This is a genomic window from Nocardioides ungokensis (assembly GCF_013466985.1).
In the GTDB taxonomy this organism is placed as follows: Bacteria; Actinomycetota; Actinomycetes; order Propionibacteriales; family Nocardioidaceae; genus Nocardioides; species Nocardioides ungokensis.
On the sequence record NZ_CP059164.1, the window covers coordinates 3437912 to 3458687 of the forward strand.

The following is a 20776-nucleotide window of genomic DNA, read 5'->3' on the forward strand; positions in this document are numbered from 1 at the left end:
CTGGTGCGGCGTTGCGGCACCGCAGGAGAGATGTGGACACCGCGTTACATGAAGTCTCAACGCCGGCGACGCGGCCCCCGCAGGATGTACGGCTCCAGGTCGGCGATGGAGTCTCCGAAGCGTGCCACGGTGTCGAGATACTCCCGCATCAAGCGTTCCCGGGCTCGCACCCTTGCCCGGCCCCAGAGGTCGGCCCAGACGATCCGTGAGACACCCAGCTTGAAGCCGCAGATGAAGTCCTGTCGCTGCTTCTCCTCCCACAGGACGCGTTCGGGGGCGATGACGGCCACCCCACCCTCGGCCTCGGGGCGGTACTTGAGCTGTCCGTCCATCTCGAAGATGTGCCGGCCGACCCGGAGGTCGCACCACACCGCACGCCGGCCGTCTGTCAGCCCGAACTGGGTCTGCGGTCTCCCCAGTCCGAGCTCACTGACCAGCAGCCGACCCATTGACTCGAAGGGGTTCTCTGCCCCCGGATCGGCCAGGTCGATCACGTCCCGCACACGGGTGACGTGCGGCCAGCTCCGCATCGCCTCGGCCGCCTCCACGAGCCGGCGACGTTCGACCCCCGCGCGCAGCACCGCGTCCGCGGCGACCAGGCCCGGCCCCAGTCCCTCCTCGCGCGCGATGTCGACCGCGGTGCGCGCCAGGTCGAGGACCCGACGTCCGTTCACCTCGACCACCTGCTCGGGGCGATAGGGCGCCTGGTGGTGCTTGACGCCGTGCTCGGTCCTGCTGCCACAGACGCCGGGCCGCGTGACGTGGACCAGCTGAGGCTCCGGCAACAGCAGGTCGAGCCCGTGCTCGAGCCCGGCCGAATGATGGCTCATCAGATGGGGCTTGCGCATTGCGGCGCTGGCAGCCCTTGCGAGGTACAGAGGCCGACCCGTTCGCTCGTCGAGCCCGTCCCAGAACTCTCCCAGGGCATAGACACCTCGGCGTACGTCGACCCAATCGCCCACGCGCACCCACCGGTCGATCTCAGGGACGGTGATCCCGTGGCTGAGGGCCTGGCGCCGGGTGAGCAGGTTGTCGTGGTGGGCGAAGGCGGCGACGACACGAGGATGCATGCCCGAAGGCTCGGCCTCCAACAGCACGACGCGGCCGCCCCGGCGTCATACCTGTGGAATCAACCTCCCCCTCACGAATCTGTGCGCAGTCAGTGGCGCGAAATATGTAACGCGGTGTCCGCGTCACTGGCGCGGTGCTGCAGCACCGCAGGTGTGACGTGGACACCGCGTTACAAGCGGCGGGGGCCGCGACGACTACGAGACCGTGATCGGCTGCCCGTTCGACACCAGCCGCCAGTCCACGGACGCGAACTGGGTCGGGTCGATGGTGTGGTCGGGCTTGGTGCGGACCCAGTCGATCAGGAGCTGGCGGATCTCGTTCTGTCGGTTGTAGACGACCGGGGCGGTGGAGACGGCCGGGAAGCCGCCGCCGCCGGACTGGCGGTAGTTGTTGACCGCCATCGCGAACTCCTGGGCGTCGGTGACGGGGACGCCGTCGTACGCCAGGTTCACGATCCGCGAGCCGACCGGCTGGGCCAGGTCGATGTCGTAGGTCAGCGGTGCGTCGAGGCCGGCGACGGCGTCGTAGTTGTAGTCCGGCGTGCCGTTGGGAGCCGTGGGCGTGACCGCGTTGGTCAGCTCGTCCATGGTGGCGGTGGTCTTGGTGCACGCCTTGAAGTAGCGGGCGGAGTACTCCAGGTAGTCCTTGACGTCCTTGCCGGTGACCTTCACCCCGAGCAGCGTGTTGTCGTAGATGTAGAGCCCGGCCACGTCGCGGAGGGTGACGTCGCCCTGGGGGAACGACGCCTGGCGGTTGAACGGCGCGGCGATCGACAGCACCGGCAGGGCCGCGTCGGCACCCGTCAGGTCCTTCTTGACCGCGTCGGCCTGCACGTAGTTGACGAAGTCGATGATCGGCACGTCCTCGACGACTGCGCGCGCCGCCGACATCGCCGTGGTCGAGGTGCCGATCACGGAGTTGACGTAGTCGACGACCTTGTCGTGCTGGTCGCGGACCGCGGCCGCCACCTTAGGGTCCTCGGCGGCGGTGTTGGAGTTGAGCAGCTGCGACCCGGAGGCGACCAGCACCCACTTCTGCTTGCCGTACTTGCCGTAGACCTCCTGGACCACGAAGTCCATGACGGCCAGGCGCATGCCCCAGTAGTACGGCTCGCAGATCAGCACCTGCTGGCCCGTCTTCTCGTTGCGGACGAAGCGCTGGTCGATCTCCTTGTGGGCGTGGCCGACCAGGATCGCGTCGACGTGCGGCACCTGCGCGGCGACCAGCGAGGCGGCGTTCTCCGGGTACGGCAGCGCGTCGCCGTACGACGAGGAGGTGTCGGCGCCGGAGTGGGCCGAGACCACGACCAGGTCGCAGCCCTTCTCCTTCAGGATCGGCACGTACTTCTTCGCCTGCTCGACCAGCCCCGGGAACTCCATCTTTCCCTCGACGTTCGCCTTGTCCCAGATCGCGATGCCGGGGTTGGTGAGCCCCAGCACGCCGACCTTGAGCGTGCGGCCGTCGCCGACGGAGAACTTCCGGATGATGTACGGCGGGAACACCGGCCGCTTGGTGGCCGGTCGACCGCGTTGGCACCGAGCAGCGGGAAGTTCAGCTGTGACTCGAAGGCGCGCAGGGTGTCGATGCCGTAGTTGAACTCATGGTTGCCGAGCGCCGCGGCGTCGTACCCGACCAGGTTCATCGCGTTGGCCATCGGGTGCGTGGTCCCGCCGGTGATCGGCTCGACCTTGGCGTAGTAGTAGGCCAGCGGCGTGCCCTGGATCGTGTCACCCGCGTCGAGGGTGAGGATCGGCTCGCCCTTGCGGTCCTTGCGCACGCCCTTGATCAGGGTGGCGACCTTGGCGACCCCGATCTCGTCGCCGGCCTTGTTCGAGAACGCGGCGTTCTTGTAGTAGTCCCAGTTGAAGACGTTGCCGTGCAGGTCGGTGGTGCCGAGCACGGTGAGCCGTACCCGCTTCTTGCCGCGCGCGAGGGCGGCCTCGGTGTTGCTGGTGTCGGCGAGCGCGGGTGACGCGACGTAGCCGGCAGCAGCGAGCGCGGCGGTGCCGGTCAGGACAGTGCGGCGCGTGGGTGAGGGCTGGGACATGCGGGAGATCCTCCGGGAGATCGACGGGTGAGCCGGACAGTTGTACCTTTTCCGACCCGTTCGCCGTCAAGGGCACGCCGGAGCCGTCACCCGATGTTCACACCGCCGGCGGTCAGGCACCCCAGCGTTCGGCCAGCGTCCGGATCACCGTGAGGTTGCGGTTGGTGGCGATCCCGAGGTGCTTCTCGATCACGGCGTTCGTCAGCGTCGCCTCGTGGTAGGCCGCCCCGAGCAGGAGGTGTACGGCGCGCCCGCCGACCCGCGCCACCTCGCCGGCGGTCCCGGCCGCCTCGACCAGCTTCACGTCCGCCGCCGACGGCGCCTCCTTGAGCAGCGAGACGTAGTGCCGCCCCTCGTGCCCGTCGGCGAACCGCTTCGCGTCCTCGGCGATCTCCCTCAGCTCGGCCGGGGTGAAGGCGATCGTCGGCACCTCGAAGCCCCGGTCGGCGAGGAAGGCCTTCTCCAGCTCGGCCTCGAGCCGGACCCGCGATCGCCTGGTGGAGTCGAGCCGGACGTTGCCGGTGTTGATGTAGGTCTCCACCTCGGTGCCGCCGGCGGCCTCGACGGCAGCCTTGATCGCATCCTTGGGGAACTTGCGCTTGGCCCCGAGGTTGATCGCCCGCAGGAACGCGATGTACGTCGCCACGCCGCGATCATGCCGCACGCCACCGACCGCCCGCTGCCCGACGCGTGGGCGGCATCACGTTCACATGCATAGGTTTCCGATGTAACGTGCACCTCGTGACCACCGACGACGACCTCCAGGAGCTCAGCAGCGACCTGGTCGTGTACGCCGCCCGCCTCGTGCGCGCCGTACGCCGGGCCAACGAGCTGCCCGCCGGCTTCCGGATCCTGTCGCTGCTCGACGAGCACGGACCGCTCGGCATCACCGCCCTGGCCGCGGCCGACCGCTCGTCGCAACCGACGATGTCCGGCACGGTGACCGGCCTGGCGGGCAAGGGGTGGGTCGAGAAGCGGCCGAACCCCGCCGACGCCCGCGGCAGCGTGGTCACCCTGACCGACACCGGCCGCCGAGAGCTCAACCGCGTCCGCCGGATGAACGGCGAGCTGGTCGCCACCCGCATCGCGGCCCACCACGAACACACCGCCCAGGACGTGGCCACGGCCGTCGCCGTGCTCCGCGACGTCCTCGGCACCGGACCCGACACCGAGAAAGGCACCCTGTGACCTCCCACAGCAGCACCAGCGAGCAGACCGGCTCGTTCTTCGACCAACCCCGCGCGGTCTGGGCCGTGGCCTTCGCGTGCGTGATCGCCTTCATGGGCATCGGTCTGGTCGACCCGATCCTCAAGCCGATCGCCGACCAGCTCGACGCGACGCCGAGCCAGGTCTCGCTGCTCTTCACCAGCTACATGGCCGTGATGGGCGTCGCGATGCTCATCACCGGCGTGGTCTCCTCGCGCATCGGCGCCAAGAAGACCCTGCTGACCGGGCTCGTGCTGATCATCGTCTTCTCCGCGCTGGCCGGCTCCTCGAGCACCATCAGCGGCATCGTCGGCTTCCGCGCGGGCTGGGGTCTCGGCAACGCGCTCTTCATCGCGACCGCCCTGTCGACGATCGTGGTCTCCGCGCGCGGCTCGACGGCGCGGGCGATCATCCTCTTCGAGGCCGCCCTCGGGCTCGGCATCGCGGCCGGCCCCCTGGTCGGCGGCGAGCTCGGCTCGATCTCGTGGCGGGCGCCGTTCTTCGGCGTCTCGGTCCTGATGCTGATCGCGCTGGTCGCCACGTCGTTCCTGCTCCCCCGCACCCCCGCCGTGGGACGGCGTACGTCGCTGGCCGACCCGTTCAGGGCCCTGCGCTACCCGGGCCTGCTGACGGTGGCCGTCACCGCGCTGTTCTACAACGTCGGCTTCTTCACCCTGCTGGCCTTCACGCCGTTCCCGCTGGACATGACCGCGCACCAGGTCGGCCTGATCTTCTTCGGCTGGGGCCTGCTGCTCGCCATCACGTCCGTGTGGGTCGCGCCGATGCTGCAGCGCGCGATCGGCTCGGTGCCGACGATGCTGCTCGCGCTCACGCTCTTCGCCGTCGACCTCGCCGCGATGGCGATCTGGACCGAGCACCGGCCGGTGCTGGTGGTGGGCGTGATCGTGGCCGGCGCCTTCCTGGGCATCAACAACACCGTCATCACCGAGACCGTGATGGGCGCCGCTCCGGTGGAGCGCCCGGTCGCCTCGGCGGCGTACTCCTTCGTCCGGTTCTCCGGCGGCGCGGTCGCGCCGTACGCCGCGGGCAAGCTCGGGGAGAACATCAGCATCCACGCGCCGTTCTGGATGGGCGCCGTGGCGGTCGCGATCGCGGTGGCCGTCCTCGCCGGGGGCTCGCGCTTCCTGCGCGGCGAGGAGCTGCCCGCCGCCCACAGCCGGGACGAGGCCGAGGCGGAACTGGTCGGCGACATCAGCTGAGGAACATGTAACGCGGTGTCCACGAAGCTGGCGCGGGGTTGCAACCCCGCCCAGGTGCCGTGGACACCGCGTTACATGTGATCGTCAGAGGTTCCCGCGCTTGTCCTGCTCGCGCTCGATCGCCTCGAAGAGGGCCTTGAAGTTGCCCTTCCCGAAGCCGAGCGAGCCGTGCCGCTCGATCAGTTCGAAGAAGACGGTCGGGCGGTCGCCGAGGGGCTTGGTGAAGATCTGCAGCAGGTAGCCGTCCTCGTCGCGGTCGACGAGGATCTTGCGCTTCTGCAGCTCCTCGATCGGCACCCGCACCTGGCCGATGCGCGAGCGCAGCTCGGGGTCCTCGTAGTAGGAGTCCGGGGTGTCGAGGAACTCCACGCCGTTGGCGCGCAGGGCGTCGACGGTGGCGAGGATGTCGCCCGTGGCGAGCGCGAGGTGCTGGGCCCCGGCGCCGCGGTAGAACTCGAGGTACTCGTCGATCTGCGACTTCTTCTTCGCGATCGCCGGCTCGTTGAGCGGGAACTTCACCCGGTGGTTGCCGTTGGCGACCACTTTCGACATCAGCGCCGAGTAGTCGGTCGCGATGTCGTCGCCGATGAACTCCGCCATGTTCACGAAGCCCATCACCTTGTTGTAGAACCCGACCCACTCGTCCATGTGGCCGAGCTCGACGTTGCCGACGATGTGGTCGAGCGCCTGGAAGAGCCGCTTCGGCTCGCCGTCGCGCTTGACCCACGTGCTCTCGGCCGCGACGTAGCCCGGCAGGTACGGGCCGTCGTAGCGGGACCGGTCGACCAGCGTGTGCCGGGTCTCGCCGTACGTCGCGATGGCGGCGATCCGGATGGTGCCGTGCTCGTCGGTGACGTCCTCGGGCTCGCGGACGACCGTGGCGCCGGCCCGGCGCGCCTGCGCGATGCACTTGTCGACGTCGGGCACCTCGAGGGCGATGTCGACGACGCCGTCGCCGTGCTTGCGGTGGTGCTCGACCAGCGGGCTGTCCGGGTCGACGGCGCCGTTGATCACGAAGCGGATCGAGCCCGACCGCAGCACGAAGGACTTGTGGTCGCGGTTGCCGTTCTCGGGGCCGGAGTAGGCCTCGAGCTGCATGCCCCACGCCGACTGGTAGTAGTGCGCGGTCTGGGTCGCGTTGCCGACGACGAACACGATCGAGTCCCAGCCGGTCACCGGGAACACGTCGCCGTCCTCGTCGTACTCGACCAGGCCGACCAGCTGCTGCAGCTGGTCGAGCGTCAGGTCGGCCTTGAGCTCGTCGACGGTGAGGGCACCGCCGGTGGACTTGGTCTCCTGGGTGGACGTCATGAGCACAGCCTGCAGATCGCGGACAGAGTGTGCAACAGTACGACGAACCGGTGCGCAACTTGTCCAGTCGGAGGCCAGCCATGGACGATCTCGACCGCAGATTGATCGACCTCTTCGCGCAGGACCCCCGGATCGGGGTGCTCGAGGCGTCGCGCCGGCTCTCGGTCGCGAGGGGAACCGTCCAGGCCCGGCTCGACCGGCTGGTCGAGCGGGGCGTGATCACCGGGTGGGGTCCCGAGCTCTCCCCCGAGGCGCTCGGCTATCCGGTGACGGCGTTCCTCACCCTCGAGATCCGCCAGGACACCAGCGACCACGGCGGCCACGACACCGTCGGCCGGCACCTCGCGGCGATCCCCGAGGTGCTCGAGGCGCACACGATCACCGGTGCCGGCGACATGTGGGCGCGCGTGGTCGCGCGCTCCAACACCGACCTCCAGCGGGTCATCGACCTGGTCCTCAAGGACCCGGCGATCGTGCGGAGCTCGACGGTCATCACCCTCGCCACCCAGGTGCCGTACCGGGTGCTGCCACTGGCACGCGGCGCGGGGACCTAGGGCTCAGGACAGGCGGCCGGCGACCTCGGCCGCGGCGGCCGCCACCAGCGGTCCGATCGAGGCCACGTCCAGCTCGCCGAGCGTCACGATGCCGACGCTGGCCTCGAGGCCGTCGACCCCGCGCACCGGCGCCGCCACCCCGCGGGCACCTGCCTGCAGCTCGCCCTCGGTCACCTCGAACGGCGCCGCCTCCGCCCGCGCGGCACGGCCCAGGAGGATCGCCTTGCCCGCGGCGCCCTGGCTCAGCGGGTGCCGGGACCCGACCCGGTAGCTGACGTGGAAGTCGGTCCACGACGGCTCGACCACGGCCAGCGCCAGGGCCTCCTCACCGTCGGCGACCGTCAGGTGCGCGGTGCAGCCGACCCGCTCGGCCAGCGCCCGCAGGACCGGCACGGCCAGGTCGCGCAGCACCGGCTGGACGGCCGAGGCGAGATGGAGGACGCCCAGCCCCACGTGCAGGCGACCGTGGCCGTCCTTGCGGAGCAGGGCGTGCTGCTCCAGCGTGCTCACCAAGCGGTAGACCACGGTGCGGTTGACCTCGAGCCGGCCGGCCAGCTCCGTGACGGTGAGACCGCCCGGCGACGCGGCCAGGAGGTCGAGCACGCGGAGTCCGCGGTCGAGCGTCTGTGAGGTCTCGGCCGGCATGGACCGAGTCTAGGGCGCGGGCGGCCGGAGTCAGGAGGACTTCCGGGCCGCCCACTCCCGGAGTCGGTCGATCCGCGCGTGCAGCTGGTCGGCGGTCGCCACCGCCGCCGCCGGTCCGCCGCACTCCTTGCGCAGCGCGGCGTGGGTGATGCCGTGCGCCTGCCCGGTGCGGTGGTGCCAGGCGGCGACCAGACCGTTGAGCTCGCGCCGGAGCACGGCGAGCTGCTCGTGGGTCGACAGCTGGGCGACGGTGTCGGGCTCGCCGGCCCCGGCGGTGCGCTTCTGCTTGCGCGCCCGCTCGCTCTGCCGCGAGTGCAGCAGCTCGCGCACCTGGTCGGGCTCGAGCAGGCCGGGGATGCCGAGGAAGTCCATCTCCTCCTCCGACCCGACGTGCACCTCGCCGGAGTGCCCGAACTCGCCGCCGTCGTAGAGAACCCGGTCGAACGTCGCCTGCGAGCCGAGCGCCTCGAAGGAGAACTCCAGCTCCGACGAGGCGGCCTCGGAGGCGTTCGCCTGGGCCATCAGCGCGTCCTCGGCGGCGAAGATGTCGCCCTCGTCGGTGATCTTCTTGCCCAGCACGTGGTCGCGCTGGACCTCCATCTCCGAGGCGTGGCCCAGCAGGGTCGGCACGGACGGCAGGAACACCGAGGCCGTCTCCCCGCGCTTGCGGGCCCGCACGAAGCGGCCGACCGCCTGGGCGAAGAACAGCGGCGTGGAGTACGTCGTGGCGTAGACGCCGACCGCGAGCCGCGGCACGTCCACGCCCTCCGAGACCATCCGGACTGCCACCATCCAGCGGTCCAGGCTCTCGGTGAAGGTCGCGATCTTCTTCGAGCCGGCCTTCTCGTCCGACAGCACCACCGTGGGCGCCTCGCCGCTGATCGCGCGCAGCAGCTTGGCGTAGGCCCGTGCGGAGTCCTGGTCGCTGGCGATGACCAGCCCGCCGGCGTCGGGGACGTGGCGGCGTACCTCCGAGAGCCGCTTGTCGGCCGCCGCGAGCACCGAGGGCATCCACGAGCCGGTGGGGTCCAGCGCGGTCCGGAGCGCCTGCGCGGTCATGTCCTTGGTCAGCGGCTCACCGAGCCGGGCCGCGATCTCGTCGCCGGCCCGGGTGCGCCACTGCATCTCGCCCGAGTAGGCCATGAACAGCACCGGACGCACGACGTGGTCAGCCAGCGCGTGGGCGTAGCCGTAGGCGTAGTCCGCGACCGAGCGCGGGATGCCGTCGTCGCCCGGCGCGTAGGTCACGAACGGGATCGGGTTCACGTCGGAGCGGAACGGCGTGCCGGTCAGCGCGAGCCTGCGGGTGGCGGGCTCGAACGACTCGCGCACCCCCTCGCCCCACGAAAGCGCGTCGCCCGCGTGGTGCACCTCGTCGAGGATCACCAGCGTCTTGAACCGCTCCGTGCGGATCCGCATCGCGAGCGGGTTGACCGCGACCCCGGCGTACGTGACCGCGATGCCGACGTAGTCGCCCGACGTCTTGCCCTTGCCCGCGGCGTACGTCGGGTCGATCGGGATGCCGGCGCGCGCGGCCGCCTCGGCCCACTGGACCTTGAGGTGCTCGGTCGGCGCCACGATCGTGATGCGGTCGACCACCCGGCGCCCGAGCAGCTCGGCCGCCACCGACAGCGCGAACGTCGTCTTGCCGGCGCCCGGGGTCGCCACCGCCAGGAAGTCGCGCGGCGACTCGGTGAAGTACTTCGACATCGCCGCCGCCTGCCAGGCTCGCAGCGACGGCGCCGTGCCCCAGGCCGCGCGGTCGGGGTAGGCGGGAGGAAGTGCGGGGCTGAGGTCGAGCTGGGCAGGGTCGTCGGCGTCGGGCCGTCCCGTCACTCGTCACCCTCGCCCGAGTCGTCGTTGATGGACTCCCAGATCTCCTTGCACTCCGGGCAGACCGGGTACTTCTCCGGAGCCCGGCTGGGGACCCACACCTTGCCGCACAGGGCGACGACGGGGGTGCCCATGACCATGGCCTCGGTCAGCTTGTCCTTGTCGACGAAGTGCGAGAACCGCTCGTGGTCCCCCTCATCGGTCGGGACGGTACGTCGGTCCTCTCGGACGTCTGTCTCTGTCGAGAATCCGATGGTGGTCACAGGGCCCCACTCTAGTTCAGGAAGGTGTCAGTTCAGGTCCGGGTCGGCCGGACGTGTGGAGTGCCACGCCAGCTCGCCGGGCTGGCGACGCAGGACGTCGCGCCACAGCTCGCTCGGGTCGAGGCGGAACACGTCAAGCGGCTGCGAGGGTACGACGTACCAGCTGCCCTCGGCGATTTCTCCGTGCAGCTGGTCGGCCCCCCAACCGGCGTACCCGGCGAAGATCCGCATCCCCTGCAGGCTGCCGTCGAGCAGCTCGACCGGCGTGTCGAGGTCGACCAGGCCGAGCTGGCCCGAGACCTCGCGGAAGCCGACCGGGACGTCGTCCTCGGCCCGGAGCAGCGCCACCGCCAAGGCGCCCTCGGTGCTCACGGGCCCCCCGTGGAAGAGCACCTCGGGCTCGGCGACGACCTCGCCCCAGTCGGCCAGCACGTCGGCGACCGGCACCACCGAGGGCCGGTTCAGCACGACCCCGAGGGCGCCGTTCTCGTCGACGTCGAGCAGCAGCACGACGGTGTCGACGAAGTTCGGGTCGAGCAGGGCAGGCGTGGCCACCAGCAGCATGCCCGCCCGCACCTCGGTCATGGCTCCATCATCACCCACCGGACGGCGGGTGGCACCACCTTCGACCGCCGGGCGGGTCGCCCTCGGAACGGGCGACCCGCGCGGTCGGTCAGGCGGCGAGCGCGGCCCTGATCTTGCCGAGCAGGCTGGGGGTGCCGGGGTCCGCGTGGCGACGGACCGGCCGGAACGACGCGCGCGCCGACGCCTCGATCGCCTCGCCGATGCGGGCGGCGGTCGCGTCGTGCGCGCTGACCCGGCCGGCCATCACGGCCAGCAGGATGTGCTCCTTGGCGGCCGACTTGACCATGGCCGTCGCCATCGCGTCGTCGAGGGGCTCGGCGCGGTAGCGGTCGATGATCGCCCGAATGCCGGGCAGCTCCTCGGCGGTGCCCTGCCAGGCGGCGATGACGGCCGCCTCGAGGTCCATCGGCTGGTTCATCAGCTCGCGCTCGATGCGGCCCGACAGTCGGGTGTGCCAGCGCAGCTGGAGGGCGGCGAGCAACGACAGCTCGTCGCCGAAGGTCTCGGCCACGCCCTCGACGTCCATCGGGAGGACGCCGTCGCGACGACGGTCGGCGGTGGCGGTGACGGTGCGGAGGATCTCTCCGCGGCGGTGAAAGGACGTCCAGGTCATGGGGGGCTCCTTCTCTGTCGCTCACATACCGTGAGTACGTACCCAGAGTACGGCGACGTACCGACGGTATGCAAAGCGCCGCGCGGTGATGCCAGTCACCCGGCAGGGCCCGCGGTCCCTACACTTCGCGAGTGAGCAAGTCCTCGGTCTCCAAGCTCGTGTCCAAGGCCCGGCGTCCCGGGGGCCAGCCGGCGCCAGCAGTACTCCGCGTCCACCAAGCGCGCGCTCGTCGACGTGGCCGAGGAGCTCTTCACGACCAACGGCTACGCCTCGACCTCGCTCGACGCGATCGTGGCGGGCGCCCAGGTGACCAAGGGCGCGCTCTACCACCACTTCAGCGGCAAGCAGGCGCTCTTCGAGGCCGTCTTCGAGCGGGTGGAGGCCGACGCCTCGAAGCGGATCCAGAAGTCGCTGCGGGGTCACCAGGACCCGTGGGAGAAGGCGCGTGCCGGGCTGCGCGCGTTCCTCGGCGTGGTCCAGGAGCCCGGCTACCGCCGGATCGTGATCCAGGAGGGACCCTCGGTCCTCGGCTACGAGCGCTACCGCGAGCAGGAGGAGCGCTCGACGTTCGCCAACGTCCTGGAGATCGTGCGGGCGGTGCTGAGCGCGGGCCCCTGGGAGCTCGACGAGGCGATGCTCCAGACGTTCGCCCGGATCTTCTTCGGCGCGATGTCCACCGCCGGCGAGTCGGTCTCGAGCGCAGAAGACCCGATCGCCGCCGCGACCAGGGTCGAGACGGCGATCGGGTTCATCCTCGCGGGCTTCCAGGCACTCGCCGACGCCGGCGTGGAGCTGCCGGCCGGCGAGTGACCGGCGTGGGGCGAGTGACTACTTCTTGTAGGTGACGTTGCCGCCGTTGGCCGGGACCAGCTCGATCCAGGTGTGGCCGGCGGGCACGGTCAGCTTGCCGGCCTTCGTCGACAGGCTCAGCGGCGAGCCGAGGGTGCTCTTCTTCCACATGCCCTTCACCAGGCGACCGTCGTGGAACAGCATCGCCGGGCCCGTGCCGGTGAACTTGGTCTCGGGCACCGGGTTGCCGGCCGGGTCGAGGTAGCCGGCGTCGCCGACCTGGACTCGCAGCACCAGGACCGTGTCGGCGGGGAACTCGTCACCGTCGGCGGCGTAGGTGTTCTGGTTGACGTAGCCCTTGCCCGAGTAGGTCCAGTTGGTGGTGTGGCCACCGGAGAACGTCGCGGCGATGCTCTTCGCCGGCTGCCCCTTGGGCATGTCCTTCTCGCTGCCCCACGGCAGGTAGTCCGCGGGCCGGGCGTCGGCCTGCTTGATCGTCGAGGCGACGTCGGTGAGGTTGGCGAAGAGGTTGTACGGCGCGCTGCGGCTGTTGTCGCGCGCGAAGCCCTTGGACCCCTCGGTGAAGTACTTGATGCCCGCGCCCTTGATCCGGGCGATGGTGCGGGACGCGGCACCGCTGGTCACCACGTCGGCCTTCACCGGCGAGACGATGCCGATGTCGCTGGCGCGCATGGAGCGCACCGGGCCGACCGTGCCGGGGATCGTCGAGTAGTAGAACGCCGCCAGACGGGTCAGACCGCCCTCGACCAGCTCCTCGACCACCATGTCGGCCTTGGAGAGGCCGATCTGGGGCGAGCTGGCCTCGGTGTTGTCCATCTTGGCGACCAGGACCGGGTGGCCCTGGGACGCACTCTGGTCTCCCGACACCGGCAGGCCGGTGAGCGGCCACGTCGAGTCCAGGGTCGAGCCGCCGGCGACCTTCTGCGAGGCCGGCGAGCTGTCCCCGGTGGATGCTCCGTCGTCGCCGCCACCACAACCGGCGAGCACCAGGCTCGCGGCGATCAACATGACGGCGGGCAGGGGGGCACGGCGCACAGTGGGCTCCGTTCGTCTAGTGAAAAGGTCGACTTCAAGTGTGAAGGGAAGACGCGCCCGCCGAAAGCAGGCGCGCCCGCCCGGACAGTCCGGAAACGTAGCAGCCGGACCAGCGTCACATGCCGCGCAGGGTCCCGGCGAACCAGCTGCTCGTCCACGGGACGGCGCGCTGCACGTGCTGGCCGGGACGCGGCGAATGGAGCATCAGGGCGTGGCCGTGCTGCCAGCGCAGGAAGATGCCGACGTGGTAGACGCCGCCACCGTCGGTGAAGAACATGAAGTCGCCGGTGCGCAGGTGGCTCTTCGGGATGTGCCGGGCGTGCGCCGCCTGCTCGCTGGACGTGCGCGGCACCGAGAAGCCCGCGTGGCGGTAGCTGTAGAACACCAGCCCGGAGCAGTCGAAGGCCTTCGGGCCGGCGGCGCCGTAGACGTAGGGGTCGCCGAGCTGGTGCAGGGCGATGTTGCGGGCGTGCACGATCTTGGCGTTCCGCGACGGCGCCTTGGCGTGGTGGGCGGAGTGGTGCTTCGTGGCGGCGTCGGCCGCGGGGGCCGTGGAGACACCGGTCGCCACGACGGCGGTGAAGAGGCTCAGGAGGAGAGCGGGCAGCGCGACGAGGGCGCGCAGGCGTGCAGACATGGAACGGGCCTTTCCCACGCCTGTGAGGTGAGCTGTCGGGTTGGAGGTGGAAAGTCCTCCGCCGGGCCCGCCCGAGTGGGCGCCGGCTTCACCCCGAGCCGCACGCGAGGTGCGGCGGTGGAACCTGTGGGTCCCCCACTCCTGCCCTCAGCATCTCGGGGGACGAGCCCGGGTGGGCAGGATTCGGCGTACCCGGGCTCGGTCGCGAACGCGACCCGAGAAACCTAGGCAGATGGGCGAGCCCTATCCACCGTCCCTCCCCCGTCTGGGGGAGGGATTCGGCCGTGGAGCGACCGAGGTCACACGGATCCGGTCGTCAACACGGCTTTTCGTCAACCCAGCTTTGCGCCGCCGTCGACGTACAGCGTCTGCCCGGTGATGTACGACGCCTCGTCGCTGCACAGGAACGCGGCCGCGGCGGCGATGTCCTCCGGGAAGCCGACCCGACGGACCGGGTTGGCCTCGGCGTTGAGCCGGCGGAACTCCTCGACGTCCATCTTCAGGCGGGCGGCCGTCGCGTCGGTCATCTCGGTGGCGATGAAGCCGGGGGCGATGGCGTTGGCGTTGATGCCGAACGGGCCGAGCTCGATGCCGAGGGTGCGGGTGAAGCCCTGCACACCCATCTTGGCCGCGGAGTAGTTGGCCTGGCCCCGGTTGCCGAGCGCGGAGACGCTGGAGAGGTTGAGGATCTTGCCGTACTTCTGCTCCACGAAGTGCTTCTGGGCGGCCTTGGTCATCAGGAACGCACCCTTGAGGTGGACGTTCATGACCAGGTCCCAGTCGTCCTCGGTCATCTTGAAGAGCAGGTTGTCGCGGGTGATCCCGGCGTTGTTGACGAGGATGTGGATGCCACCGAGCTCGTCGACCACCCGGGCGACCGCCGCGTCGACGGACTCGCCGTTGCTGACGTCGCAGCCGATGCCGACCGCCTTCGCACCATCGGCGAGCGGGAGCCTGCCGGCCGCCTCGGCGGCCGCCGTCTCGTCGAGGTCGATGATCGCGATCGACGCACCCTCCTCGGCGAACCGCGTGGCGGTCCCGAACCCGATGCCGCGAGCGGCTCCGGTGACGACAGCGACGCGCCCGTCAAAACGGCCCATGATGACTCCCTGATCTCGGTGTGCGAGGTGCTCTCGGTGGTCGAGCATGCCGAGACCACACCCTAGGACGTCGCGTGGGTCAGGAACCGGGGTGGTCGAGCGCGGCCCGCAGCCGCGCGGCGTACGCCGACTGCTCCGCGTCGTCGGCGTACTTGTGCCGCGGCCAGAAGAAGCCGCGCAGCCCGTCGCCCTTGGTGCGCGGCACGACGTGGAGGTGCAGGTGGGGCACCGACTGGCTGACAGTGTTGTTCATGGCCACGAAGGATCCCCGGGCGCCGAGGCCGTCGACCATCGCGGCGGCGACCCGCTGGGCGGCCGCGAGGAACGGGTCACGGAGCGCGGCGGGCAGGTCGGGCAGGGTCACCACGTGCTCCCGCGGTACCAGGAGCACGTGGCCCTTGAAGAGCGGCCGCCGGTCGAGGAAGGCCATGACCTGGTCGGTGTCGAGCACCACGTCGGCCGCGACCTCCCCCGCCACGATCGAGCAGAAGACGCAGTCGTTCACGGGCGCAGGCTAGCGCCGGCGAGGACGGCGCGCCGTGTCAGGCGGAGGCCGCTGCCTCCTTGTCGGCCTTCTCGGCAGCCTTCATGTCCGCGGCGAGCTGGTCGGCCGCGAGGTCGGTCGCCTTGGTGATCATCCGGTTGGTGGCCTTGATGTTGGCGGCGATCTGGTCGGCCATGTTGGTCTCGTAGACCGCGATCAGGCCTGCCTGTCCGGCGTCGAGGGTCTCCCCCAGGTCCTTGAGGTCCCCGCGGGACATGCCGCCAGTGGCGTGGCCGACGACCGCACCGATCGCGGCGCCCCCAGCCCCGGCGGTGGCAATCCCGATCGCAACGGGCGGGAACAACGCGGCTGCCACGCCTGCGGCGAGGCCCCAGCCGAGGCCCTTCGCGGCGCCGTGCCGGGTCGGCTGCTCGTGCTTCTTGACGATGTGGACCTTGCCGTCCTCATCCTTCGAGATGACGGCGGCGTCGAAGTCGTGCGATGCCTTCACCTCACGGTAGAGCGCCTTGACCGCCTCGTAGTCCGCGACCGCGGCATCCACGTCGTCGTACGCCGCGGCGATCACGTACAGGGTGTCCTTCTCCTGCTTGGCCATCTGTTCCTCCTGGGAGACGTTCGTGTCGCGGACCATGCTCGTCGCGTCCCGCACCAGTGGCATCGCCCGCTGGGGATGAAGACCACGGGCCCCACGGGTCATCAATTTCCGGGGGGTCCCACCAGCCCCAAACGCCGTACCATGGACGCGTCTGACCAGTGTCTGGCCAGACCTCTCCACCACGAGGGAGGTCCCGGTATGGCAGCTCCAGCAGGCGCTCCGGCGCGACACACGACGTCCCTCAAACGCGAGGTCGGGCTGGTCGGCCTGACCTGGGCGTCGATGGGGTCCATCATCGGGTCCGGCTGGCTGTTCACGCCGAAGGAGGCACTGATCGTCGCCGGGCCCGCGGCGATCATCTCCTGGCTGATCGCAGGTGTGGTCATCATGGTCCTGGCCCTGGTGCACGCCGAGCTGGGCGGCATGTACCCCGTCTCCGGCGGTACGGCGCGTTTCCCCCACTACGCCTTCGGCGGCTTCGCCGGCGCGTCGTTCGGGTGGTTCTCATGGCTGCAGGCCGCGACGGTCGCGCCGATCGAGGTGTCGGCGATGATCACCTACAGCCAGCACTACTCATTCGCGCACAGCTGGCTGGATCCCAAGACCGGCGTGCTGACCACGACCGGGCTCGTCGTGGCGGTGATCCTGATGGCGCTGCTGACCTCGATCAACTTCCTCGGCATCCGCAGGCTGGCGGCCGCCAACAGCGCGGCCACCTGGTGGAAGGTCGCCATCCCGCTGCTCACGATCTTCGTCTTTGCGGTGACCAGCTTCAACACGTCGAACTTCACCGCCGCCAATGGCTTCAACCCCGGCGGGGCGCACGGCATCCTCGCCGCGGTCTCCACCAGCGGTATCATCTTCAGCTACCTCGGCTTCGAGCAGGCCGACCAGCTGGCCGGCGAGGCGAAGAACCCCCGCCGAGACATCCCGTTCGCGATCATCGGCTCGATCGTGCTGGGCATCACCATCTACGTCCTACTGCAAGTGGCCTTCCTCCTCGCGCTGCCCTCCAGCGCGATCGGCCCGACCTGGTCCTCCACCGCCAGCTCGGCGTACTACACGGTCTTCACCGGCCCGTTCGCGGAGGTGGCGACCTTGATCAGCCTCGGCTGGCTGGCCGCGATCCTGTACGCCGACGCGATCATCTCGCCGGCCGGCACCGGCCTGATCTACACGACCGGCAGCTCCCGGGTCTCCTACGGGCTGAGCCGCAACGGTTACGTCCCGACCATGTTCGAGTGGACCAACACCCGCGCAGTGCCGTGGGTCGGCCTGATCGCGGCGTTCATCACCGGCTGCATCTGCTTCCTGCCGTTCCCGAGCTGGCAGTCCCTGGTCGGGCTGATCACCAGCGCGAGCGTCCTGATGTACGCCGGGGCCCCGCTGTCCCTGGGTGTCTTCCGGCGCCGCCTCCCCGACGCCGAGCGGCCCTACCGGCTGCCGTGGGCCGGCGTGCTGTCGCCGTTCGCGTTCTTCGTGGCCAACCTGATCATCCTGTGGTCGGCTGGACCACCGACTGGAAGCTCGGAGTGGCGATCCTGATCGGCTACGCCATCCTGGCCATCAGCCGGATCTTCCACCTCAACGACAAGCCGCCGGTGCTGAACTGGCGCTCGGCGGTGTGGCTGCCGCCCTACCTCATCGGCATGGGGATCATCGTCTACGTCAGCACCTTCGGACCCGGGGGCTGGCTCCACCTGTGGTGGGACATGCTCGTGGTCGCGGTGTTCAGCATGATCATCTACTTCTGGGCGATGCAGGTGGGACTGCCGGCCGAGCAGATCGAGGAGATGATCAGCGAGGTCGTCCTCCCCGAGGAGGAGGGCCTGGCGGCCCCGGAACACACGGAAGGTCGGTGACCTGCGATGTCTCAGCCCGGATCGGTGCTCGTGGGGTACGACGGCTCGCCGGACGCCAAGCGTGCCCTCGCCTGGGGCACCGGGTACGCCCGGTCGACCGGTGCGTCGGTGCGGGTCCTGCTGGCCACGGGTGACATGCGGCTGCGGCAGGTCACCGAGCTCGACCAGGACTGGGAGCGCTCCCGCATCGCGGAGGTCACCGCCGACGCCCGCGCTGCGGTCGCCGCCGTCGCCCTCGACGACGACGCCCTCGACATCGTCGATGCCGGACCGGCCCCTGCCCTGATCGTCGCCGCGGACCCCACGTCGGTGATCGTCCTCGGCAGCCGGGGGCACGGACGGATCTCAGGCGCCATGATCGGGTCGGTGACCCAGCACGTCGCCGCCCACGCCCCCTGCACCGTCATCGTCGTGCGCGAGCAGTCGAACCCCGACGCGAAGAGCGTGGTCGTGGGGGTCGACGGCTCCGAGGAGTGCAAGCCGGCGCTGGAGTTCGCCTTCGAGCACGCCGAGCGCGAGTCGCTGCCGCTGACGGCGCTCCACGTGCTCCACACGCTCTCCCCCGGCCCGCCGTATGCCAGCAGGTTCGTCGGCGACAGGTACGCCCGCGAGCTGGGCAACGCCGAACCCGTCATCGAGGAGGCCCTCGCCGAGGACGTGCGCAAGCACCCGTCCGTCGACGTGACCCGCGAGATCGTGGCCGGCTCCACCTCGCGGGTGCTGTGCGACGCCTCCGAGCAGGCGGCGCTCGTGGTGGTCGGGTCGCGCGGTCGGGGCGCGTTCCGCTCCCTGCTGCTGGGCTCGGTGAGCCAGAACGTCCTGCACCACGCCCGCTGCCCGGTCGTGATCGCCCGATAGACGTGGCGCCCAGGGGGATGCGGGAGGACACGGAGGAGGGCACGGCGGCCGCCATCTACGGCGTGATCGTGAGCGCGGCCGTGATGGCGTCCTCGCACGCGGAGTCGGGCGTCAAGGTGGACCTGGCGGTGCTCGTGACGCTGGTCATCTACTGGGGTGCCGAGCGCTACGCCCGCCTGATGGCGCAGCGGATCCACGCGGGGCACAAGCCCAGGTGGCCGGAGGTGCGGCACGAGCTCGGCCACGGCTGGGAGATGATCACTGCCTCTGCCCTGCCGCTCGTCGTGCTCGCCGCGCTCAGCGTCCTGGGCGTCGGCGTCCAGGCGGCGGTGCTCGCCGCGCTGTGCTGCAGCACGGTGCTGCTCGGGATCGCCGGCTGGGAGATGGGCCGCGAGGGCCGGTTGACGACCGGCGAACGCTTGGTGTCCACCGGTGTCGCCGCGACGTTCGGCGTGGTGATGATCGTGTTCAAGTCGCTGCTGCACTGAGCCCCGGGTCCCACGTTGGTCGTGGGCACGCGTCAGCAGGGCAGCTCGAGCTCCAGGTCGAGCCAGCGGGCCAGGTCGCCGATCTCGCGGACGACGGCCGCTTCCATCGCCTTGCCGAACGGCACGTCCCGGTGGACCGCCGCGACCCGGAGCACCCCGGCCACGCGGTCCGCCCGGGCGTCGAGCTTCCCGACCAGCCGGTCGCCGTACAGGATCGGGAGGGCGTAGTAGCCCCAGACGCGCTGCCCGGCAGGCTTGTACATCTCCAGGACGTAGTCGAACTCGAAGAGCTCGTCGAGCCGCTTGCGGTCGGCGAGGAGTCGGTCGAACGGCGAGAGCAGCGCCGCTCGGCCGGCGAAGGGCTGGCCCAGCCCGTCGAGCTGGTCGGGGTCGACCCGCCACTGCCCGCGCACGCCCTCCACCACGGCGGGCTCGCCGACCTCGCCGACATCGACGGGCTCGAGAGGGAGCTTGGTGCACTTCGCACGGGCGATGCCCAGGGATCGCAGGCGGCGCTCGGCGCGGAGCCGGCGCGCCTCCTCCACCGGTGGCACCGGCTCGTCGGGGTAGATCCGGGAGGCGAGGTCCCAGAGGCGGTCGCGTCCGCTGCCCCCGGCGGCGGCGATCTCACCCCGCTCGACGAGCCTGTCGAGCATCATCCGGAGGTTGCGGTTGTCGTTCCAGCCGCTGGACCGCCACGGCACCACGCAGGTGTCGGGGAGCTCGCCGGCGGGCAGCGGCCCGTCGGCGCGGAGCCGCTCGAGGACCTCGCGCCGGCAGTCGTTGTTGGCCCGCACCCAGTCGCGCGCCTCCAATTGCCACGGGCGCAGCGGCCCGGAGCCGGGCCACTCGGCCATCTCGGCGCGGAACAGCGCGATGTCGTCGGCCGCCCGCAGCGTCTGGTGCAGCTCGATCAACCGCTGCTCGTCGACGGCGTCCCACATCTCCTGCGGGTCGAACCGCGGCCCCAGCCGGCTCCACAGCACGAGCTCGGCGCTCGGCGCGATCGCGCTGGTCGGCTCGAGCTGGACCAGCGAGAGCTGCCGGACCGTCTCGACCAGGTCGGTGGGCCGCTCCTTCGTCAGCAGCTGGGCCCGCACGGCGATGCGCCGCGCGTCTGCACGGCTGAGCTCGTGGACTGCCGCCATGTCAGATCTCGACGACGAGCCGCACGGTCACGACGTCGCCGATCTCGATGCCCTCGGCCCGGCGGACCTTGTCCTTCAACGGCACCACGTAGCCGCCGTTCTTCGGCCACAACGAGGTCGTCCAGTCGGTCGACCCGATCCCGGCCGCGACCGGGATCATCCCCCACCCGTACGTGACCAGCGCAGCAGTCTCCTGGAGCTCTGCGCTCTCGTCCTCGGGCACGGTCACGAAGTGGTAGGGCGCCGGCCCCCGCCAGAACCACACCTCGCCGCTGAACTCCAGGTCCACGGGGTCAGCATAGGAAGACTCAGCACCAGGAACCGGCGACCATCAAGATTGGCGATTCGACATCGCCTCCCTGCACATAGCGTCGAGCGCAGACCCCCTCC

The 20776-nt window shown here is 70.5% G+C and carries 25 protein-coding genes and 1 riboswitch; of the genes, 8 read left to right on the forward strand and 17 right to left on the reverse strand.

Features of this window, described 5'->3' with window-relative positions; translation table 11 throughout:
- Positions 1 to 56: 56 nt before the first annotated feature.
- The 4 genes from H0S67_RS16955 to H0S67_RS16965 all read right to left on the reverse strand — a co-directional run bounded on the left by H0S67_RS16955 (position 57) and on the right by H0S67_RS16965 (position 3764).
- Positions 57 to 1070, reverse strand: coding sequence for a type IV toxin-antitoxin system AbiEi family antitoxin domain-containing protein (locus H0S67_RS16955; RefSeq protein ID WP_180933984.1), 1014 nt, complete (start codon positions 1068 to 1070; stop codon positions 57 to 59).
- Between the two features lie 195 nt (positions 1071 to 1265).
- Complete coding sequence (locus H0S67_RS27535) at positions 1266 to 2450, reverse strand: bifunctional metallophosphatase/5'-nucleotidase (RefSeq protein WP_343050510.1); 1185 nt, start codon at positions 2448 to 2450, stop codon at positions 1266 to 1268.
- Positions 2399 to 3118, reverse strand: a complete 720-nt coding sequence (locus tag H0S67_RS25730; RefSeq protein WP_246354829.1) for a metallophosphoesterase family protein — start codon at positions 3116 to 3118, stop codon at positions 2399 to 2401. The genes H0S67_RS27535 and H0S67_RS25730 overlap by 52 nt, the downstream gene beginning before the upstream one ends.
- Before the next feature lie 112 nt (positions 3119 to 3230).
- The gene (locus H0S67_RS16965; protein WP_180933985.1) at positions 3231 to 3764 is read right to left on the reverse strand and encodes a DUF1697 domain-containing protein; all 534 of its coding nucleotides are present in this window, start codon (positions 3762 to 3764) and stop codon (positions 3231 to 3233) included.
- Positions 3765 to 3859: 95 nt separating this feature from the next.
- Here H0S67_RS16965 and H0S67_RS16970 point away from each other — a divergent pair, with 95 nt between their 5' ends.
- Entirely contained in the window at positions 3860 to 4306 is a 447-nt protein-coding gene (locus tag H0S67_RS16970) for a MarR family winged helix-turn-helix transcriptional regulator (RefSeq protein WP_246354830.1), read from the forward strand.
- Positions 4303 to 5544, forward strand: a complete 1242-nt coding sequence (locus tag H0S67_RS16975; protein ID WP_246354831.1) for an MFS transporter — start codon at positions 4303 to 4305, stop codon at positions 5542 to 5544. The genes H0S67_RS16970 and H0S67_RS16975 overlap by 4 nt, the downstream gene beginning before the upstream one ends.
- Positions 5545 to 5628: 84 nt before the next feature.
- Here H0S67_RS16975 and hppD read toward each other — a convergent pair whose 3' ends face one another.
- Positions 5629 to 6855 carry a 4-hydroxyphenylpyruvate dioxygenase gene (gene hppD / locus H0S67_RS16980; protein WP_180933986.1) on the reverse strand — a complete coding sequence of 409 codons (1227 nt, stop codon included), beginning with the start codon at positions 6853 to 6855 and terminating at the stop codon, positions 5629 to 5631.
- Between the two features lie 80 nt (positions 6856 to 6935).
- Between hppD and H0S67_RS16985 the strand changes: the two genes are divergently transcribed.
- On the forward strand, positions 6936 to 7409 hold the full coding sequence (locus H0S67_RS16985; protein ID WP_219635313.1) for an Lrp/AsnC family transcriptional regulator: 474 nt from the start codon (positions 6936 to 6938) through the stop codon (positions 7407 to 7409).
- 3 nt (positions 7410 to 7412) lie between these two features.
- On the opposite strand, the gene H0S67_RS16990 is transcribed toward H0S67_RS16985, so the two are convergent.
- From H0S67_RS16990 to H0S67_RS17010, 5 genes are all read right to left on the reverse strand, one after another.
- Positions 7413 to 8054 carry an IclR family transcriptional regulator gene (locus H0S67_RS16990; protein WP_180933987.1) on the reverse strand — a complete coding sequence of 214 codons (642 nt, stop codon included), beginning with the start codon at positions 8052 to 8054 and terminating at the stop codon, positions 7413 to 7415.
- Between the two features lie 30 nt (positions 8055 to 8084).
- Entirely contained in the window at positions 8085 to 9890 is a 1806-nt protein-coding gene (locus H0S67_RS16995; protein ID WP_180933988.1) for a DEAD/DEAH box helicase, read from the reverse strand.
- A complete protein-coding gene (locus H0S67_RS17000) occupies positions 9887 to 10150 on the reverse strand; it encodes a DUF3039 domain-containing protein (protein WP_180933989.1) in 264 nt (87 codons plus the stop codon). The genes H0S67_RS16995 and H0S67_RS17000 overlap by 4 nt, the downstream gene beginning before the upstream one ends.
- A 27-nt stretch (positions 10151 to 10177) precedes the next feature.
- On the reverse strand, positions 10178 to 10735 hold the full coding sequence (locus H0S67_RS17005) for a YqgE/AlgH family protein (protein WP_180933990.1): 558 nt from the start codon (positions 10733 to 10735) through the stop codon (positions 10178 to 10180).
- A gap of 88 nt (positions 10736 to 10823) precedes the next feature.
- On the reverse strand, positions 10824 to 11348 hold the full coding sequence (locus tag H0S67_RS17010) for a hypothetical protein (protein ID WP_180933991.1): 525 nt from the start codon (positions 11346 to 11348) through the stop codon (positions 10824 to 10826).
- 234 nt (positions 11349 to 11582) lie between these two features.
- On the opposite strand from H0S67_RS17010, the gene H0S67_RS17015 reads away from it, so the two are divergent.
- Complete coding sequence (locus H0S67_RS17015; RefSeq protein ID WP_180933992.1) at positions 11583 to 12158, forward strand: TetR/AcrR family transcriptional regulator; 576 nt, start codon at positions 11583 to 11585, stop codon at positions 12156 to 12158.
- Positions 12159 to 12176: 18 nt separating this feature from the next.
- On the opposite strand, the gene H0S67_RS17020 is transcribed toward H0S67_RS17015, so the two are convergent.
- The 5 genes from H0S67_RS17020 to H0S67_RS17040 all read right to left on the reverse strand — a co-directional run bounded on the left by H0S67_RS17020 (position 12177) and on the right by H0S67_RS17040 (position 16066).
- The gene (locus tag H0S67_RS17020) at positions 12177 to 13193 is read right to left on the reverse strand and encodes a DUF3048 domain-containing protein (RefSeq protein WP_180933993.1); all 1017 of its coding nucleotides are present in this window, start codon (positions 13191 to 13193) and stop codon (positions 12177 to 12179) included.
- 115 nt (positions 13194 to 13308) lie between these two features.
- Entirely contained in the window at positions 13309 to 13830 is a 522-nt protein-coding gene (locus tag H0S67_RS17025) for a C40 family peptidase (RefSeq protein WP_180933994.1), read from the reverse strand.
- A gap of 2 nt (positions 13831 to 13832) precedes the next feature.
- A riboswitch (cyclic di-AMP (ydaO/yuaA leader) is annotated at positions 13833 to 13993 on the reverse strand.
- Between the two features lie 169 nt (positions 13994 to 14162).
- The gene (locus H0S67_RS17030) at positions 14163 to 14930 is read right to left on the reverse strand and encodes an SDR family NAD(P)-dependent oxidoreductase (RefSeq protein ID WP_180933995.1); all 768 of its coding nucleotides are present in this window, start codon (positions 14928 to 14930) and stop codon (positions 14163 to 14165) included.
- A gap of 79 nt (positions 14931 to 15009) precedes the next feature.
- Entirely contained in the window at positions 15010 to 15435 is a 426-nt protein-coding gene (locus tag H0S67_RS17035) for an HIT family protein (protein WP_180933996.1), read from the reverse strand.
- A gap of 37 nt (positions 15436 to 15472) precedes the next feature.
- Entirely contained in the window at positions 15473 to 16066 is a 594-nt protein-coding gene (locus H0S67_RS17040) for a DUF1269 domain-containing protein (RefSeq protein WP_219635314.1), read from the reverse strand.
- 162 nt (positions 16067 to 16228) lie between these two features.
- Here H0S67_RS17040 and H0S67_RS17045 point away from each other — a divergent pair, with 162 nt between their 5' ends.
- Genes H0S67_RS17045 through H0S67_RS17055 form a run of 4 tightly spaced genes read left to right on the forward strand, consistent with a single transcriptional unit; the run spans position 16229 to position 19238 of the window.
- Entirely contained in the window at positions 16229 to 17575 is a 1347-nt protein-coding gene (locus tag H0S67_RS17045; protein ID WP_246354832.1) for an APC family permease, read from the forward strand.
- Positions 17563 to 17892, forward strand: a complete 330-nt coding sequence (locus tag H0S67_RS25735) for a hypothetical protein (RefSeq protein WP_246354833.1) — start codon at positions 17563 to 17565, stop codon at positions 17890 to 17892. Before H0S67_RS17045 ends, H0S67_RS25735 begins: the two co-directional genes overlap by 13 nt.
- A 6-nt stretch (positions 17893 to 17898) precedes the next feature.
- Positions 17899 to 18750 (forward strand): universal stress protein, encoded by an 852-nt coding sequence (locus H0S67_RS17050; RefSeq protein WP_180933997.1) that lies wholly within the window; start codon positions 17899 to 17901, stop codon positions 18748 to 18750.
- 17 nt (positions 18751 to 18767) lie between these two features.
- A complete protein-coding gene (locus H0S67_RS17055) occupies positions 18768 to 19238 on the forward strand; it encodes a hypothetical protein (RefSeq protein WP_180933998.1) in 471 nt (156 codons plus the stop codon).
- 32 nt (positions 19239 to 19270) lie between these two features.
- On the opposite strand, the gene H0S67_RS17060 is transcribed toward H0S67_RS17055, so the two are convergent.
- Both H0S67_RS17060 and H0S67_RS17065 read right to left on the reverse strand, forming a co-directional pair.
- A complete protein-coding gene (locus H0S67_RS17060) occupies positions 19271 to 20386 on the reverse strand; it encodes a DNA glycosylase AlkZ-like family protein (protein ID WP_180933999.1) in 1116 nt (371 codons plus the stop codon).
- A gap of 1 nt (position 20387) precedes the next feature.
- Complete coding sequence (locus H0S67_RS17065; RefSeq protein ID WP_180934000.1) at positions 20388 to 20675, reverse strand: DUF1905 domain-containing protein; 288 nt, start codon at positions 20673 to 20675, stop codon at positions 20388 to 20390.
- Positions 20676 to 20776: the final 101 nt, after the last annotated feature.

Excerpts from the sequence above, each read along its gene's own strand:
- H0S67_RS25730 (WP_246354829.1), bottom strand. The coding sequence starts at position 3,118 with ATGTCCCAGCCCTCACCCACGCGCCGCACTGTCCTGACCGGCACCGCC.
- H0S67_RS16990 (WP_180933987.1), bottom strand. The coding sequence starts at position 8,054 with ATGCCGGCCGAGACCTCACAGACGCTCGACCGCGGACTCCGCGTGCTC.
- H0S67_RS27535 (WP_343050510.1), bottom strand. The coding sequence starts at position 2,450 with ATGGAGTTCCCGGGGCTGGTCGAGCAGGCGAAGAAGTACGTGCCGATC.
- H0S67_RS17025 (WP_180933994.1), bottom strand. The coding sequence starts at position 13,830 with ATGTCTGCACGCCTGCGCGCCCTCGTCGCGCTGCCCGCTCTCCTCCTG.
- H0S67_RS16955 (WP_180933984.1), bottom strand. The coding sequence starts at position 1,070 with ATGCATCCTCGTGTCGTCGCCGCCTTCGCCCACCACGACAACCTGCTC.
- H0S67_RS17030 (WP_180933995.1), bottom strand. The coding sequence starts at position 14,930 with ATGGGCCGTTTTGACGGGCGCGTCGCTGTCGTCACCGGAGCCGCTCGC.
- H0S67_RS17040 (WP_219635314.1), bottom strand. The coding sequence starts at position 16,066 with ATGGTCCGCGACACGAACGTCTCCCAGGAGGAACAGATGGCCAAGCAG.
- hppD (WP_180933986.1), bottom strand. The coding sequence starts at position 6,855 with ATGACGTCCACCCAGGAGACCAAGTCCACCGGCGGTGCCCTCACCGTC.
- H0S67_RS16985 (WP_219635313.1), top strand. The coding sequence starts at position 6,936 with ATGGACGATCTCGACCGCAGATTGATCGACCTCTTCGCGCAGGACCCC.
- H0S67_RS17005 (WP_180933990.1), bottom strand. The coding sequence starts at position 10,735 with ATGACCGAGGTGCGGGCGGGCATGCTGCTGGTGGCCACGCCTGCCCTG.
- H0S67_RS17060 (WP_180933999.1), bottom strand. The coding sequence starts at position 20,386 with ATGGCGGCAGTCCACGAGCTCAGCCGTGCAGACGCGCGGCGCATCGCC.
- H0S67_RS17050 (WP_180933997.1), top strand. The coding sequence starts at position 17,899 with ATGTCTCAGCCCGGATCGGTGCTCGTGGGGTACGACGGCTCGCCGGAC.
- H0S67_RS17055 (WP_180933998.1), top strand. The coding sequence starts at position 18,768 with ATGCGGGAGGACACGGAGGAGGGCACGGCGGCCGCCATCTACGGCGTG.
- H0S67_RS17045 (WP_246354832.1), top strand. The coding sequence starts at position 16,229 with ATGGCAGCTCCAGCAGGCGCTCCGGCGCGACACACGACGTCCCTCAAA.
- H0S67_RS17010 (WP_180933991.1), bottom strand. The coding sequence starts at position 11,348 with ATGACCTGGACGTCCTTTCACCGCCGCGGAGAGATCCTCCGCACCGTC.